Consider the following 15,967-nt stretch of genomic DNA (forward strand, 5'->3'; position numbering starts at 1 on the left):
TATGTCCAATATTCCATTTTTAAATCCGACAATACTTAAACAATTGGATTTACCTATCCCCAATAGAGAAACAACGCCTCAGCTTTTAGAGCCGCTTGATTTATCAAAAATAATAGAACCTTCAAAAGCACTACAAGCCTATAGAAAGCTTTATGGTTTAGATTTACTTGAATGCGAACACTGGCAAGGCTATGTTGAAATGCCATTATTTCGTTTACATGTACAAGTATTTCAGCCTCAACGTGAAAAGATTTTAGGTACTGTATGTTTATTACATGGATACTTAGAACATAGTGGTATTTATCAACCCATTATAAAAGAAATTCTTGATCAAGGATTCAGTGTTATTACATACGATCTGCCCGGTCACGGATTAAGTAATGGCTCATCAGCAAGTATTCAGAATTTTGATCATTACCAGCAAGTATTGCATGCAGTTTATGATGTTGTTCGTAGTGCTATACAATTACCAAAACCATGGTTAGGAATAGGGCAAAGTACTGGTGGTGCAATTTGGATGCATCATTTACTTGAATTTGCTGAGCGTAGAGAAGATCCGATCGTTAATCGAGTATTGCTCTTATCGCCATTGATTCGACCTGCAAAAACAGCTTGGTGGCATAATTCTGTTGGCTTAGGAATTATTCGTCGTATAAAGAGCCAAGTACCACGACATTTCCGTCGTAATAATCATAATCCTGAATTTTTAAGATTTATTCGCCTAACTGATCCATTGCAGCCTCGAATGATGGGGATGGATTGGATTTTAGCAATGTCTAAATGGATGTTAGAAATGGAACATCGACCTGCATGTCGTATACCTGTATGGCTTGCTCAAGGCGCACTCGATCAAACAGTAGATTGGCGTTACAACATTGAATATATTCGCCGAAAATTTAGATTACAGACCTTGTTGATGCTGGAAGAGGGTTCACATCAATTGATTAATGAGCGTGCAGATATTCGAGCTGCTTTGACTGGATTGATTCCAGCATTTTTACATGCAAAACCAAATCACCACTATTACTAGTGGTGATTTTTTATAGCTTAAGCATTACTAGAATTAGAATGTATTAGCATCTGCTAATTTCCACATTCTATAGTAGAAATTTTCCTCATCGTTCAGATCATTTTGCAGTAATTCATTTTCTTTGAGAAAAAAATGAATTTGTGCATAATTTTTGATTTCACGATCATTCATACGCTGGGCAAGATGATGGGCTTTAATATCAGATGGATGCTTTAAGCCTGCAGCTGCAATCATTTCTGATAATGCATGTAATGTATTTTTATGAAAATTAAATACACGTTCTGCTTTAGTCGGGACATCTATCGCTTTTTGACGATCTTGATCTTGCGTTGCAACTCCAACAGGACATTGGTTCGTATGACAACTTTGCGCTTGAATACATCCCACAGCAAACATAAAGCCTCGTGCTGAATTAACCCAATCAGCGCCCAAAGCAAAGCTGCTCGCAATATCAAAAGCACTAATCATTTTTCCACTGGCACCAATTTTGATTTGTTGTCGTAAGCCTGCACCTATTAAAGTGTTATGTACAAAGCGTAAGCCTTCTCTTAAGGGAGTGCCGATATAATCACTAAATTCAATTGGTGCTGCACCTGTACCCCCTTCAGAGCCATCAACGACGATAAAGTCAGGGATGATTTTGGTTTCAAGCATCGCTTTGACAATACTCATAAATTGCCAAGGTTGACCAATACACAGTTTAAAACCCACGGGCTTTCCACCAGATAGCTCTCTAAGTTTTTGAATAAAGAACATCATTTCGATAGGTGTGTTAAAACTTGGATGTTTTGCAGGAGAAATACAATCTTGGTCTCTAGAAACACCTCGTATTTCTGCAATTTCCTGCGTAATTTTGTGTTTTGGTAATATTCCACCATGTCCGGGTTTCGCGCCTTGAGAGAGTTTGAGCTCAATCATCTTAATTTTTGGATTTTGTGCTTGTTGTCTAAATTTCTCAGGATCAAATAATCCATCAACAGTGCGACATCCAAAATAGCCACTTGCAATTTGCCATACGATGTCACCACCATTTTCCAGATGATAAGGGCTCAAGCTACCTTCACCCGTATCATGATAGAAATTTCCTAGATGAGCGCCTTTGTTGAGTGCACGAATTGCATTCGCACTTAAACTTCCAAAACTCATGGCAGAAATATTCATTATGGATGCACTGTAGGGTTGACTACATTGGCTATTGCCAATCTTTACGCGAAAAGTGCTTGGGTCGGCAGGCGGGCATGGAGAAATTGAATGAACGATAAAGCGATAGTTTGGTTCATAAACATCAATAATTGAACCAAATGGTTTGTCTGCATTTTCATTTTTTGCACGTTGATAAACAAGACTACGTTGCATTCTTGAAAAGGGTAATGCATCTTGATCTGACTCTATAAAGTATTGTCTGATCTCAGGTCGAACATCTTCAAAGATAAAACGGAAATGCCCTAAAATCGGATAGTTTCTGAGTATTGCATGCTTTTTTTGCAATAAATCATGTAGACCCAAGAGGCTTAGTAAGCTGGTGACAATCCATAGCGTATTTAATAACGTATCTGAAATAAAATAATAAATGGTATGTGGTGTATAAATCGTTCTAAACCAAGTAATGGTTAAAGCAGTAAAAATACAAAGAAACCAAACTGAGTGTCTTGAAAAGAAAGTATTAAGTAATTTATGTCTTATTGCTTGAGCAGGGCTAGCCATAGGCAACAATTTCCTATAATTCAGCAGTAGTCAAACCATGCCCTGAACCTATGCAATCTACAAGTAACGAATTGTTAGATTTGATAATTATTTTTAATTGCCATGTAACACATCGGTATTTATTTACTCGATTTTTAAGAATGTCAGATTTTGATATGGCGTGCTTGTTTTTTAAATTTTATTCTAGTGAAAATTCACCTAATTTTGGTGAGATTGAAATCTCATTAAATTACATTATTCATAATTGAATTATGTATTGCATAAATTTAATCTTTCTTGTAGCATGGTTTTATGGATTAAAACCAATACTGAGAATAGGTTTTCTAAAAGATGTATTGGTTGCAATAAGGACAGGAAAGGTTTCAATCAGGATGTTTTTGAGACACTTATAAAAACACTTGTTACCTTTTCTAGTAAGTTAAGCAGATGCTATTGATTGTTATACATAAGCATGTGTTTAGTATTCAAACGGATGAATTTATCTAAATAAGGGAAACTAGATGGACATTTTAGATAACCCATTAGAACTATGTGGTTTTGCTTTTATTGAGTTTGTTTCGACGGAAAATGGCTTAGATCAAATTTTTGAAACAATCGGTTTTTCTAAAGTCGCAAAACATAAATCTAAAAAAGTTTATTTATGGCGCCAAGGTAATATCAATATCATTTTGAATTATCAGCCTGAATCTTATGCTTCATTCTTCTTCAAAGAACACGGCCCATCTGCATGTGCAATGGGGTTTAGAACCCGCGATGCAGCTAAAGCCTTTAAAAATGCTGTTGAGCTTGGTGCTGAGCCGATGTACACACAAGCTGGACCGATGGAACTCAATATTCCTGCGATTAAAGGAATTGGTGGAATGCCAATTTTCCTTGTTGACCGTGATATTTATTCTAATGACTTCGTCTTCTTTGATGACGTAGATAAAAATCCCAAAGGCGCTGGTTTAAACGAAATTGATCATTTAACTCATAATGTCTATAAAGGGCGTATGGATTATTGGGCAAATTTCTACGAGAAGATTTTTAATTTCCAAGAAATTCGTTATTTTGATATTAAAGGTGAATATACTGGTCTGACTTCAAAAGCTTTGACTGCACCAGATGGCATGATCCGTATCCCATTAAATGAAGATTCAGATAAAGGTAATGGTCAAATTGCTGAATTTTTAGCAGATTTTAATGGTGAAGGCATTCAGCATATTGCTTTTATTACTGATGATTTGCTTTCAACATGGGATAAGTTAAAAGGGTTAGGTTTGGAGTTTATGACACCACCACCAGAGACCTATTACGAAATGTTGAAGGATCGTTTACCAGCACATGGTGAACCCACTGAAGAATTACAAAAGCGTGGTATTTTGCTCGATGGTAATACCAAAGATGGTCAGAAAAAGTTGCTGTTGCAGATTTTTTCCCAAAATATGCTTGGACCAGTGTTCTTTGAGTTTATTCAACGTAAAGACGATGATGGTTTTGGTGAAGGGAACTTCAAAGCACTATTTGAATCAATTGAACGTGATCAAATCCGCCGCGGTGTATTAGAAGCAAAATAAAAACTTTAAAAAGAGAAAGCCAAGAAATTTATTTCTTGGCTTTTTTATTTGCAAATATTTATCGTGTTTGAATAAATTGATTGATTGCAGCGACTTCGCGTTTAAAAAATTCGAGTTTTTCACTGTCTTGATGTACAGGTAAAAACATTTCGCTATCTAAAGCAACAATACAAAATTCCATCGAGCGGTGAGCATTGAAGATTGGAATACCGACAGCATTGATTCCAACGAGTAAATCTCCTTGGGCAATCGCCATACCAGATTCTAATGTTTTCTCTTTTAAGGCGATGAACTCATTCCAATCGTTCGGCTTGATCGGATAATGATTACGAGTCGCTTTATCCCATTCAGCCTGCATAAGGGGCTTAATAACTGCTTCAGGTAAATATGAGGCAAACACACGACCTGCAGCAGAGTTGACCAAAGGCATAATTGAACCTACTTTGGTCACAATTGAAATCGGGTGATTTGATTCGATTGACTGAACAACCAAAGGACCTTGAGGTGACCATTTGCTAATCTGGATGCCACAACCGATCTTATTCTGTAATTCATAAATTAGATGCTGAACCAGTTGTAAAACATCAGTATGTTGAATACAGCTCAGACCTAAACGCCAAGCTTGATCTCCTAAAGTATATTGCCCATCATCTAATTGTTTGGCGTAATTCATACGAATTAGGCTAACCAAATAACGATGTACTTTGGCAGGATGCATATCTAGCTTATGAGACAGATCTTTCAAAATAATTGGTTTATTGTGTTCTAAAAGTGCATTGAGTACGGTTAAACCTACCTCAAGAGATTGAACCCCACCAGATAACTTTTCTTCAATCATTCAATAGCCCTTAATCTAGATTCTCTTTAGTGGTGTTCTATGGATCATTTTTACAACATCAACTCAGCACATAATGCCTGAGTAATGGATAAAATAAAAATCATCTTTTTAAATGACTTAAATAGGTGAATTGTATAAGCATATTTTGATGATTTGTATTCTTACACTCCACCTTATCATATTAAAAATAAACTTAAGGATGCGACTTCGATGAAATTTAGGCAATAAAAAATCGGTATTAAAGCTATATTTCTTCAATACCGATAGAAACTTATGCTGCAAGTGTATTTCGAATTTCAATACCAGTTGCTGCTTGTATTTCATCGAAGCTCACTTGCTCTGCTAATTCAACAAGTTCCACACCGTGTTCTGTGATATCCAGTACACCTAAATCACTGATAATACGATTCACAACCTGACTACCTGTTAGAGGCAAAGTACAGTTCTTTAGGATTTTGGGTTGACCATCTTTGGTGGAGTGCTCCATCAAGACGACAACTTTCTGTACTCCAGCAACCAAATCCATTGCACCACCCATGCCTTTAACTTTCTTTCCTGGAATCATCCAGTTGGCAAGATCACCTTGTTCTGATACTTCCATTGCACCTAAGATGGCCAAGTTAACACGTCCACCACGGATCATCGCAAATGATTCAGAACTTGAAAAGAATGCGCCACCATTTTTTACAGTTACGGTTTGTTTACCAGCATTGATTAGATCTGCATCGACATGTTCTTCAGTCGGAAACTCATCAATACCCAATAATCCATTTTCAGACTGTAACCAAACATCTATACCAGTAGGAATATAGTTTGCTACTAAGGTTGGTAAACCAATACCCAAATTTACATAAAAGCCATCTTGTAATTCTTGGGCTGCACGTTGTGCCATTTGTTGTTTAGTCCATGCCATGACTCACTCCTTATACAGCAACTTTTAATGTACGTTGTTCAATACGTTTCTCTGGATTAGCATTCAAAACGACTGCATTCACATAGATACCTGCTAAGTGAATATCATCTGGATCGATTTCGCCTAGCTCAACAATTTGCTCGACCTCAACGATGGTATAGCGACCCGCCATTGCACATTCAGGGTTAAAATTACGCGCAGTTTTTCTGAAAACTAAATTTCCTGCTTTATCTGCTTTATAAGCTTTGATTAAAGCAACATCAGCGGTTAATGATGATTCGAGTAAATAAGACTTACCTTGAAACTCTCGAACCTCTTTACCTTCAGCGATGCTTGTTCCGACACCTGTCGCTGTATAGAATGCAGGAATACCTGCACCCCCAGCACGAAGTTTTTCGGCGAGTGTCCCTTGAGGAGTGAGTTCAACTTCTAATTCGCCGTTTAAAAATTGACGTTCGAATTCTTTATTTTCACCCACATAAGATGAAATCATTTTTTTAATCTGTTTGGTTTGTAACAATAGACCAAGCCCATAGTCATCTACGCCAGCATTATTGCTAATACAGGTAAGTTGTTTAACACCACTTTGTTTTAAAGCTTGAATCAACGCTTCTGGGATACCACATAATCCAAAACCACCAACAGCAATGGTTTGACCATCTTTGACGATACCTTGAAGTGCTGTTTCGGCATTTACAGAGACTTTGTTGACCATGTCTATGCTCCTAATTCTTCTTCATGCAAGAAATGTGTATGTTGAGGTGCTCGTTTGGTACGGCTCCATTCATCTAACATTTCAAGTTTCATCTCTTCAGTGATACGAGCAATTTTGGCATCAGCATGACTATCGTTATAAGTGAGTTCTAGGCGATGTCCATTAGGATCAAAGAAATAAATAGAATGGAAAATACCGTGATTAGTTACACCTAACACTTTTACGCCATGTTGTTCTAAATGTGCTTTTGCATCTAATAGCGTTGCTTGATTTTCAACTTCGAAGGCAATATGTTGTACCCATTGAGGTGTATTTTCATCACGCCCCATTTCAGGCTGTGTTGGAAGTTCAAAAAAAGCCAGTACATTTCCTTGCCCAGCATCCAAGAACAAATGCATATAGGGGTCAAAAGCTTTAGTTGAGGGAACATGGTCTTCAGCAAATGCTAGGATAAAGTCCATATTCAGCATTTTTTTATACCATTCCACTGTTTCTTTGGCATCTTTACAGCGATAGGCAACGTGGTGAATTTTTTTAATTGCAAAACTCATATCAAATTCCTTTTCATTATTCCCAATCTGGTTGTTGTTCTGGTGAGGCATGTAGAAATGCTGGGAGAGTTAGACAATGCAGATAAATACTTTCAATTTTTGGAAAAGCACTTAAATCAATTTTGAAACGTTTTGCGTTATAGACTTGGGGGATTAAACAACAGTCTGCAAACGTTGGTTTAGTTCCAAAACAGAATTGTCCATTTGAATGTTGCAGTTGCAGTTCTAGACTTTTAAAGCCTTCGATTATCCAATGTGTGTACCAATCATTTTTTTGCTGATCACAGATAGCAAGTTCATGATTGAGATATTTCAAAACCCTTAAATTATTTAAAGGGTGAATATCGCAGGCAATTGCTTGGGAAAAAGCACGAACTTTGGCACGCTCAACCAGATTTTTAGGTAATAGGGCTTTGGTTGGATATTGTTCTTCCAAATACTCTAAAATACTCATCGATTGTAAGAAAACGTTATCTTCATCAATGAGCGTAGGCACCAATTGACTAGGATTTAAATTTTTATAGCGATCCATTTGTTGTTCATTTTTAACTAAATGAATGCTTTCTGTTTCGTAGCTAAGTTCTTTTAGGTTAAGTGCAATACGGACACGATAGGCAGCAGAGCTACGAAAATAACTATACAGTTTCATACTGATCAACCTCTTTTTTATCGAAGTTAAATGTATGCGCTGCAAGAATGGTATTTTCGACTTGACCGAATCCGATACGAATACCATCTTTTTCACAATAACCTTTCATGATGACGCGATCTCCATCTTCTAAGAAACCGCGTTTTTCCCCATTAGATAGGGTAATAGGTTTGGTCGTATTCCAAGTTAATTCTAACAAACTTCCATAAGAGTCAATTTTTGAACCAGAAATCGTACCCGAGCCCATAAGATCACCAACTTGGACATTACAACCTGCAATGGTGTGATGAGTGAGTTGTTGTGCCATCGACCAATACATATATTTAAAGTTTGTTTGGCAAATGACATCCGTTGATTGTGATTGAGGGCTTTGTATCTCAACGCTAAGATGAATGTCGTAGCTATTAGTAATATTTTCTTGTAAATAATCTAGTGGTTTTGGATCTTGCTCTGGACCTTTTACTTTAAATGGTTCAAGAGCTTCCATGGTAACAACCCACGGAGAAATGGCGCTTGCAAAAGTTTTTGCATTAAATGGTCCTAAAGGAACATATTCCCATTGTTGAATATCGCGTGCGGACCAATCGTTCAATAGCACCATACCAAAAATATGATCCCATGCATTATCGATAGAAATAGGCTGTCCTAGTTCAGTCGATTTACCAACAACGAACGCAGTTTCTAACTCAAAGTCTAGTTTACGGGTAGCAGAGAAAATAGGACGGTCAACATTTGGTAGTTTGATCTGACCTGATGGGCGAACGATATTTGTGCCACTGACCACGACTGAACTTGCACGCCCATTGTAGCCAACTGGAAGCTCACTCCAGTTCGGAAGTAAAGCATTTTTAGGATCTCTAAACATCGTACCAACGTTAGTGGCATGTTCTTTTGATGAGTAGAAATCGGTATAGCCAGGAATATGAATTGGTAAATGTAGCGTAATGCTATCTCTTTTCAATAAAGCTTGAGAAATCAAATCATGATTATTGCGAAGTATTGGATTATCAATTGAAAGTAAACTTTGCAGCATTTTGCGCACGTTATTCCAATTATGTTTACCTGACTCAATAAATTTATTGAGTGTAGGTTGATTGAAAAAATTTATATTTCCATCAATATTTAATAAGCCTTCTGACTCTAATAAGGCTAAGTCAAGTACCCATTCACCAATTGCAACACCAACGCGCTTATGACCATTAGGCACTTCACTGAAAATACCATAAGGTAAATTATGTATTGTGAAATCTGAATGGGGATCTATTTCAAGAAAAGATGTTAAAAGTTGCGTCATAATTTGCTTTCCTTGTCTCAAATTTTGTCAAAAACTATTTGGGTTGTTTATCTTTCTGAGCCTAATAATATGAAATTTAATAAAATATTTTTATTTCATATCGCTTATTTACTTCGATTAAGCAAGAAAGGTGGTGTCTTATTTATTCTATAATACGCAATTAAATTAATTACGCAATACATAATTTAATTACATAATTCATAATTATTGTTATTTATTGAGATTTCTGCTTATATGCGCAGTTACGAGAAAAGTAACTTAATTATTTTTCAATCAATACTAGGCATTTCTGATTAATTTATGATATACGTAATTTTGAATAATAAAATTACGTGACAAGGATGAGAATAATCATATGTCAAACCAACAGCAAGGAAACCTGAAACACGGTTTAAGCAATCGGCATATCCAACTTATTGCACTAGGTGGTGCAATTGGTACTGGATTGTTTCTCGGTATTTCTCAATCAATCAAGCTTGCAGGACCATCAGTCATCCTGGGGTATGCAATCGCTGGGTTTATCGCTTTTCTAATGATGCGACAGTTAGGTGAAATGGTTGTACAAGAGCCTGTGAGTGGTTCTTTCAGTCACTTTGCTTATAAGTACTGGGGCCCATTCGCTGGCTTTATGTCAGGTTGGAACTATTGGGTACTAAATATTTTAGTTTGTATGGCGGAGCTGAGTGCAATTGGTCTATATATCCAATACTGGTGGCCTGAAATTCCGACATGGGCTTCAGCATTAGCCTTTTTCCTATTAATCAACGGTATCAATTTATTGCATGTAAAATTGTTTGGTGAAATGGAGTTTTGGTTCTCAATCATCAAAATTTTGGCGATTTTAGCAATGATTGCTTTTGGTTCTTATTTACTTGCTACAGGCACTGCTGGCCCGCAAGCTAGTATTAGTAACCTTTGGGCACTAGGTGGTTTCTTTCCGTATGGCATAAAAGGTTTAGTTATGGCTATGGCTGTAATTATCTTCGCATTCGGTGGAATTGAATTATTTGGTATTACGGCTGCGGAAGCGCGTGATCCAGATAAAACCTTACCTAAAGCGGTAAACCAAATTATTTACCGTATTTTAATTTTCTATATTGCGACACTTTTTATCTTATTTGCTTTGTTTCCTTGGAATCAAATGGCAAATGGTGGTAGTCCATTTGTGATGGTGTTTGCATCATTAGACAGCCAAGGTGTTGCGACCATGTTGAACTTTGTAATTTTAACGGCGGCGGTTTCAGTTTATAACGGAACAAGCTATTGTAGCAGCCGTATGTTATTGGGCTTGGCGCAGCAGGGTAATGCACCTCAGTTCCTGAAGAAAATTAACAAAAATGGTATTCCTACAAATGCTGTACTGATTTCTGCATTTGTAACAGTATTGTGTGTTTTACTAAATTATGCTTTCCCAGAAAAAGCTTTTGGCTTGTTGATGATGCTCGTTGTTGCAGCGATTGTGATTAACTGGGTTGTTATTTCTTGGACACATCTAAAGTTTCGTAAGACGATGCAAGCACAGGGAGTAATAAGTAAATTCCCTAGTATCGCGTATCCATTCAGCAATTATCTATGTATCGTTTTTATGCTTAGCATTTTGGTGGTGATGTCTTTAACGCCGGATATGCGTATTGCCGTTATGATGATTCCAGCATGGATTCTTTGCTTAATGTTTGCGTATTTTCTTAAACAGCGAAAGTTAAGAAATGCTCAACCAAGTGTGGCTTTTCATACGGATATATAACGGCTGAAGTATATCTAAATTAATAAAGGGGCTGAATATTTCAGCCCCTTTATTATTGTTGAATGAAAAATAAAAGTTACTGAGGTGGATATTCATCATAAATAAAAGGACGAATTAAAGATCTAAATCCGCTAAAATTTATGTTTATCGAAAGGCAATACATCTTGTTGTGAATGATAGATGTTGATCCATGTAAAAGGCGCGTGAATTGTTTCAATCTCTAAGTATCCAAACCCGATTGGGCGGTTTCTATTTGTTTTACTATTCCATAGTGGGTACATTCATGCCTTATTGGAACTTGTATCTACAAGATCAAGGTTTCAATTATCAAGAAATTGGTATTTTGTCTTCAATTGCGATTATTACTCGTTTTTTTGCACCTTTGATTTGGGGATGGGTTGCTGATAAGTCAGGCAAACGAATGTTGCTAGTGCGTATTGCAACATGGATGGAAGCCTGTATCTGGTTTGCCATCTTCATCATTCCGAATAGTTTTCAATCTGTTGCACTACTCATGCTGATCTTTAGTTTCTTTCAAAATGCAATTTTGGCGCAATTTGAAGGTGTTACTTTATTCTGGTTGGGGGATAAACGCGCAGAGCTTTATGGAAAAGTTAGAAAATGGGGATCTGTTGGCTTCATATTGGGTGTATTCATTATTGGTGCTTTATTAGAAATTATTCAAATTTCCATGCTACCCATTTTACTTCTAGCGGTTTCTTTTTTAGCTTTTTTGTGGTCATTTACCATTAAAGAACCTGAACATGCGCCAAGCTCGCAAAAAAAACTAGAATCTATAATACCCATTTTAAAACGACCTACTGTGGCCGCATTTTTTGCAATTGAATTTGTTTTATTATTTTCACAAGCGCCATTTTATAGTTTTTATAGTAATTTTTTAAAAGAGATTGGGTTTAGCACAACACAAATTGGAACGCTGTGGGCAACAGGCGTAATTGCAGAAATTATAATGTTTTCCGTAGCGCAAAAAGTTTTCTTTACTCGTTTCTCTTGGCGGACACTAGTTGCAGTATGTTTGATTTTGACCAGTTTACGCTGGTTTCTGGTTAGTATATTGAACACACATTTTTGGGGGCAGTTATTTGCTCAATGTTTACATGCCTTTAGTTTTGGATTATTTCACTTAATTGCAATGAAAGTGATTTTTCAAAATTTTTCAGCTGAGCAACAAGGGCGGGGACAAGCACTTTACAGCACCATGTGGGGGTTAGGGGTCGCATCTGGAAGTCTATTAGCTGGGCATTATTGGCAAGTATTTTCAGGCGCAACAATTTTCTTATATGCAAGTGGTATCGTACTGGTTGGTTTGTTTTTAGTATTTTGGCTGCCGAATCAATTGGACACGGCAGCTAAAACTTAGATTAGAGTTGAATATTCTGATATTGAGACATCCATGGTTGTGTCTGTTCTAATTGTGCTGCAAGTTGCAATAAACGATCTTCACGTCCAAAAGGTGCAATAAACTGGCTGCCTAAAGGTAAGCCATTTTTGTTCCAATATAATGGGACTGACATGGCGGGTAGACCTGTAACATTTGCTAACTGCGTAAAAGGTACCCAACTTAAATTATCCTGTAACATTTTTTCAACTAATTTCCCTTGTGCGAGATAGTGCGCTTTTCCTAATTTTAATAGTCCTTTCAAGATTGGTTTTTGCCAATTAGGTGTGGCAACTTCCCCATTTTTTGGTGCGACTGATGCTGTTGTTGGGGTTAAATAAAGGTCATATTTTTCAAAGAAAATGTTCATTTGAGTGCTATAAAGCCCCCAATTATTAAGTGTATGAATATATTCTGTTGCGGTTGTTTTGGCCCCAAAAGCAGCGAGGGCAATAGAATCTAATTCGAAATCATGATCAGTTGCACCTGCCATTTGTTTAATTTGTGTCTGCATATATGCGAATTGACTAAACCAAGTCGTTACAAAGTCTTTTCCTAATGCCAAACCATCTATTTTTGGACGATCTTCTACAACAATATGCCCTAAAGACTCCAGTAACTTAGCAGTTTGTTGAACAGCTTGAATCGCATCTTTAGAAACCTTCGTTCCAATTGGTGATTGAGTATTAAAAGCAATTTTGAGTTTTCTTGGAGCCTGTTGAATGATATCTAAATATTTCTTTTCAGGTGCTTCTATTCTAAAAAGTGAAGTTTGTTCTGGACCTTGAACTGCATCGAGCATGGCAGCACTATCGCGAACTGTTTTGCAGAGAACATGTTGCATGGCAGCACCATGCATTGCTTCACTGTATTGTGGCCCCCAAGGTGTACGACCACGACTCGGCTTTAATCCAAATAAACCACAATAAGAAGCGGGGATGCGAATTGATCCGCCACCGTCACCTGCGCCTGCAACTGGGACGATTCCACTTGCAACTGCAGAGCCTGATCCACCAGAAGAACCACCACTATTGTGTTTTAAATTCCACGGATTGTGGCAAGTGCCCCAAGCATCGGGTTCAGTAATTCCTTTGATACCAAACTCAGGCGTGTTTGTACGACCAAAAGTAATAATCCCTGTTTGTTCCCAGCGGTTTACGATTTCAGCATTAAAATCAGGGGTATAATTAATTTTTTTTAGCGCTTGGCTACCATAAGAGGTTGGAATACCTTGATATTCTTGGAATAAGTCTTTGACTAGAAATGGAACGCCTGCAAATAACCCAGAGGATTCTTGCTGTGTGCGCTGCTTCGCTTGCTCATACATTGGAATAATAATGGCGTTTAGCTTTGGATTGACTTTATCTGTTCGTTCTAATGCAATTTTTAATAATTCTGAAGGATGAACTTGTTTGCTTTTGACCAGTTTTGCTAATCCTAAACCATCATATTGCACGTATTCAGAAAATTTCATGGCTTTTATCCTTAAAGCTAAATCTTTATAATGTAAATAAAATTACTGTAAATCTAGAACTAGCATACCTGAAAAAATGCCATAACAATCAACTAAAGCTCAAGCTAAAAATATTGTGTTTATATGGTTATGAATGCATGTTTTTCTCAAAAAATATGCTAATTTAAAGCCTTGCACCGTTTAGATTACGACTTAATTAAATCTATGAAAAATATTTATATTATTGGATTATTATGGGCTTGCTCAACATGGACTATGGCAGACACGGTCGTAAATGAAAAAGCAGTAACAGCACAACAATTGGCTAAAGCAAATGCGATTCGGGTGATAACTCGTCCTGAAATCATGGGGCTATGGGCAATGGAAATTCCTAATAATAAGAAGTGTGTCGAATACTATAATTTTCGTGGAATGAATGAAGTCGTGATTAAGAGTAACCAAGAGTGGTCTTATGGTTTATATGATTATCAACCTTCAGAAGATCATAAAGAGCGTTTACCAGCATTAGTTTTACAGATTAAGTATGACAATAATCAGATGGATTGCTCAGGTCAAGCACTAGACCAAACTGGTGAGGTTTCGCAATATTTTGTGAAGTGGGAAAATGATCACACCATTAATTTTTGCGCCAATGAAAAAGGCGAAAAATGTTTTGCGACATTACGCCGTGTCCTACCTTAGAAAGATTGAATAATAAAAAAGCCTCTTAACTTAGAGGCTTTTTTATTTATGCTTTTTCAGCTTTCGGTTCAAGCTGTTTTAGCAGATGCTTTTCTAGATAATGAATATCCATAGCTTGTTCACAGAAGTTTTTGTCCTGCAAAATAAGATCTTTGTGCAATGGAATATTGGTTTTAATTCCAGTCAAAATCATTTCATCTAAAGCTTGACGCATACGAGCTAAAGATGTTTTGCGATCTTTACCATGAGCGATGAGTTTTGCAATCATGGAATCATAATACGGTGGAATACTATAGCCTTGATAAATATGAGAATCTAAACGAATACCTGCGCCGCCGGGTGCATAGAAGTTTTCTATTTTACCAGGAGAAGGTAAGAAGGTCGTCGGATCCTCGGCATTGATACGGCATTCAATCGCATGGCCTTTTACTTCGACTTCATACTGTTCAATATTTAAACCTAAACCAGCCGCAATCCGCAGTTGTTGTTCAATAATATCAATGCCAGTAACCATTTCAGTTACAGGATGCTCAACTTGAACGCGAGTATTCATTTCGATAAAGAAGAATTCTCCTTCTTCAAATAAAAACTCAAAAGTTCCAGCACCACGGTATTGCATTAACTTACAAGCATTGACACATGCTTCTAAAATATCAGCACGTGCTTGTTCTGGTAGATTTGGAGCAGGTGCTTCTTCTAAAACCTTTTGATGGCGACGTTGTAAAGAACAGTCTCGGTCATATAAATGGATTGCATGACCGTTACCATCACCTAGCACTTGTACTTCTACATGGCGAGGTTTCTGTAAGAAGCGCTCCATGTATACAGTATCATCACCAAACCACATCTCAGCATCACGTTGTGCAGCTTGAACTGATTCAAGTAGTGTGTCGACACGTTCAACGATACGCATACCACGACCGCCGCCGCCTGATGCAGCTTTGACGATCAACGGGAAGCCAATTTCTTTTGCTTCAGCAAGTGCATTGTTAATCGTTACAGCATGGTCACATCCAGGCACGGTAGGTACGCCAGCCTTTTTCATGGCAATAATCGCGGATACCTTGTTACCCATAAGACGAATGTGTTCAGGGCGAGGACCAATAAAAATAAAACCTGAGCTTTCTACAATTTCAGCAAATTCAGCATTTTCAGACAAAAAGCCATATCCAGGATGAATTGCATCCGCACCTGTAATTTCTGCAGCAGTAATAATTGCAGGAATATTTAAATAACTTTCACTTGTGGTACCCGGCCCAATACAGACAGCTTCATCAACGAAGCGTAAATGCATTAAGTCTTTGTCAGCATCAGAATAAATACCAACTGTTTTAATGCCAAGCGTTTTACAAGCTCGCGTAATTCGTAAAGCGATTTCACCGCGGTTTGCAATCAATACTTTTTGCAACATTGGAATCC

Annotated in this window: 14 protein-coding genes; 5 read left to right on the top strand and 9 right to left on the bottom strand. The window is 37.3% G+C overall.

All coding sequences use genetic code 11. From position 1 onward, the window contains the following. Window position 1: 1 nt before the first annotated feature. The gene (locus O1450_RS07400) at window positions 2-1,030 is read left to right on the top strand and encodes an alpha/beta hydrolase (protein ID WP_269230282.1); all 1,029 of its coding nucleotides are present in this window, start codon (window positions 2-4) and stop codon (window positions 1,028-1,030) included. Window positions 1,031-1,063: 33 nt separating this feature from the next. Here O1450_RS07400 and O1450_RS07405 read toward each other — a convergent pair whose 3' ends face one another. Further along, entirely contained in the window at window positions 1,064-2,734 is a 1,671-nt protein-coding gene (locus tag O1450_RS07405) for an FMN-binding glutamate synthase family protein (protein ID WP_269230283.1), read from the bottom strand. A 500-nt stretch (window positions 2,735-3,234) separates the two neighbouring features. Between O1450_RS07405 and hppD the strand changes: the two genes are divergently transcribed. Beyond that, entirely contained in the window at window positions 3,235-4,290 is a 1,056-nt protein-coding gene (gene hppD, locus O1450_RS07410) for a 4-hydroxyphenylpyruvate dioxygenase (protein WP_005215973.1), read from the top strand. 58 nt (window positions 4,291-4,348) lie between these two features. Here the strand turns inward: hppD and O1450_RS07415 are convergent, their stop codons facing one another. From O1450_RS07415 to fahA, 6 genes are all read right to left on the bottom strand, one after another. Beyond that, on the bottom strand, window positions 4,349-5,128 hold the full coding sequence (locus O1450_RS07415; protein ID WP_269230284.1) for an IclR family transcriptional regulator: 780 nt from the start codon (window positions 5,126-5,128) through the stop codon (window positions 4,349-4,351). 271 nt (window positions 5,129-5,399) lie between these two features. Then, window positions 5,400-6,041, bottom strand: coding sequence for a 3-oxoacid CoA-transferase subunit B (locus O1450_RS07420; protein WP_241307579.1), 642 nt, complete (start codon window positions 6,039-6,041; stop codon window positions 5,400-5,402). Window positions 6,042-6,051: 10 nt separating this feature from the next. Beyond that, a complete protein-coding gene (locus O1450_RS07425) occupies window positions 6,052-6,756 on the bottom strand; it encodes a CoA transferase subunit A (RefSeq protein WP_250748919.1) in 705 nt (234 codons plus the stop codon). A gap of 2 nt (window positions 6,757-6,758) precedes the next feature. Further along, a complete protein-coding gene (locus tag O1450_RS07430) occupies window positions 6,759-7,307 on the bottom strand; it encodes a VOC family protein (protein WP_269230285.1) in 549 nt (182 codons plus the stop codon). 16 nt (window positions 7,308-7,323) lie between these two features. After that, window positions 7,324-7,956: a maleylacetoacetate isomerase gene (gene maiA, locus O1450_RS07435; RefSeq protein WP_269230286.1), complete on the bottom strand. Its 633-nt coding sequence runs from the start codon at window positions 7,954-7,956 to the stop codon at window positions 7,324-7,326. Next, complete coding sequence (fahA, locus tag O1450_RS07440) at window positions 7,943-9,250, bottom strand: fumarylacetoacetase (RefSeq protein WP_269230287.1); 1,308 nt, start codon at window positions 9,248-9,250, stop codon at window positions 7,943-7,945. The genes maiA and fahA overlap by 14 nt, the downstream gene beginning before the upstream one ends. A gap of 355 nt (window positions 9,251-9,605) precedes the next feature. Here fahA and O1450_RS07445 point away from each other — a divergent pair, with 355 nt between their 5' ends. Next, on the top strand, window positions 9,606-10,994 hold the full coding sequence (locus tag O1450_RS07445) for an amino acid permease (protein WP_269230288.1): 1,389 nt from the start codon (window positions 9,606-9,608) through the stop codon (window positions 10,992-10,994). Between the two features lie 208 nt (window positions 10,995-11,202). Beyond that, complete coding sequence (locus O1450_RS07450) at window positions 11,203-12,375, top strand: MFS transporter (protein WP_269230289.1); 1,173 nt, start codon at window positions 11,203-11,205, stop codon at window positions 12,373-12,375. Window position 12,376: 1 nt separating this feature from the next. Here the strand turns inward: O1450_RS07450 and O1450_RS07455 are convergent, their stop codons facing one another. Next, complete coding sequence (locus O1450_RS07455) at window positions 12,377-13,867, bottom strand: amidase (RefSeq protein WP_269230290.1); 1,491 nt, start codon at window positions 13,865-13,867, stop codon at window positions 12,377-12,379. Window positions 13,868-14,071: 204 nt separating this feature from the next. On the opposite strand from O1450_RS07455, the gene O1450_RS07460 reads away from it, so the two are divergent. After that, window positions 14,072-14,548 carry a hypothetical protein gene (locus tag O1450_RS07460; RefSeq protein ID WP_269230291.1) on the top strand — a complete coding sequence of 159 codons (477 nt, stop codon included), beginning with the start codon at window positions 14,072-14,074 and terminating at the stop codon, window positions 14,546-14,548. A 46-nt stretch (window positions 14,549-14,594) separates the two neighbouring features. On the opposite strand, the gene accC is transcribed toward O1450_RS07460, so the two are convergent. Continuing rightward, the gene (gene accC / locus O1450_RS07465; RefSeq protein WP_269230292.1) at window positions 14,595-15,959 is read right to left on the bottom strand and encodes an acetyl-CoA carboxylase biotin carboxylase subunit; all 1,365 of its coding nucleotides are present in this window, start codon (window positions 15,957-15,959) and stop codon (window positions 14,595-14,597) included. Window positions 15,960-15,967: the final 8 nt, after the last annotated feature.

This window comes from Acinetobacter sp. TR11, assembly GCF_027105035.1.
Classification (GTDB): domain Bacteria; phylum Pseudomonadota; class Gammaproteobacteria; order Pseudomonadales; family Moraxellaceae; genus Acinetobacter.

Bases quoted from the DNA above. Each gene is read 5' to 3' on its own strand.
- O1450_RS07400 (WP_269230282.1), top strand. From the start codon at position 2: ATGTCCAATATTCCATTTTTAAATCCGACAATACTTAAACAATTGGAT.
- O1450_RS07405 (WP_269230283.1), bottom strand. From the start codon at position 2,734: ATGGCTAGCCCTGCTCAAGCAATAAGACATAAATTACTTAATACTTTC.
- hppD (WP_005215973.1), top strand. From the start codon at position 3,235: ATGGACATTTTAGATAACCCATTAGAACTATGTGGTTTTGCTTTTATT.
- O1450_RS07415 (WP_269230284.1), bottom strand. From the start codon at position 5,128: ATGATTGAAGAAAAGTTATCTGGTGGGGTTCAATCTCTTGAGGTAGGT.
- O1450_RS07420 (WP_241307579.1), bottom strand. From the start codon at position 6,041: ATGGCATGGACTAAACAACAAATGGCACAACGTGCAGCCCAAGAATTA.
- O1450_RS07425 (WP_250748919.1), bottom strand. From the start codon at position 6,756: ATGGTCAACAAAGTCTCTGTAAATGCCGAAACAGCACTTCAAGGTATC.
- O1450_RS07430 (WP_269230285.1), bottom strand. From the start codon at position 7,307: ATGAGTTTTGCAATTAAAAAAATTCACCACGTTGCCTATCGCTGTAAA.
- maiA (WP_269230286.1), bottom strand. From the start codon at position 7,956: ATGAAACTGTATAGTTATTTTCGTAGCTCTGCTGCCTATCGTGTCCGT.
- fahA (WP_269230287.1), bottom strand. From the start codon at position 9,250: ATGACGCAACTTTTAACATCTTTTCTTGAAATAGATCCCCATTCAGAT.
- O1450_RS07445 (WP_269230288.1), top strand. From the start codon at position 9,606: ATGTCAAACCAACAGCAAGGAAACCTGAAACACGGTTTAAGCAATCGG.
- O1450_RS07455 (WP_269230290.1), bottom strand. From the start codon at position 13,867: ATGAAATTTTCTGAATACGTGCAATATGATGGTTTAGGATTAGCAAAA.
- O1450_RS07460 (WP_269230291.1), top strand. From the start codon at position 14,072: ATGAAAAATATTTATATTATTGGATTATTATGGGCTTGCTCAACATGG.
- accC (WP_269230292.1), bottom strand. From the start codon at position 15,959: ATGTTGCAAAAAGTATTGATTGCAAACCGCGGTGAAATCGCTTTACGA.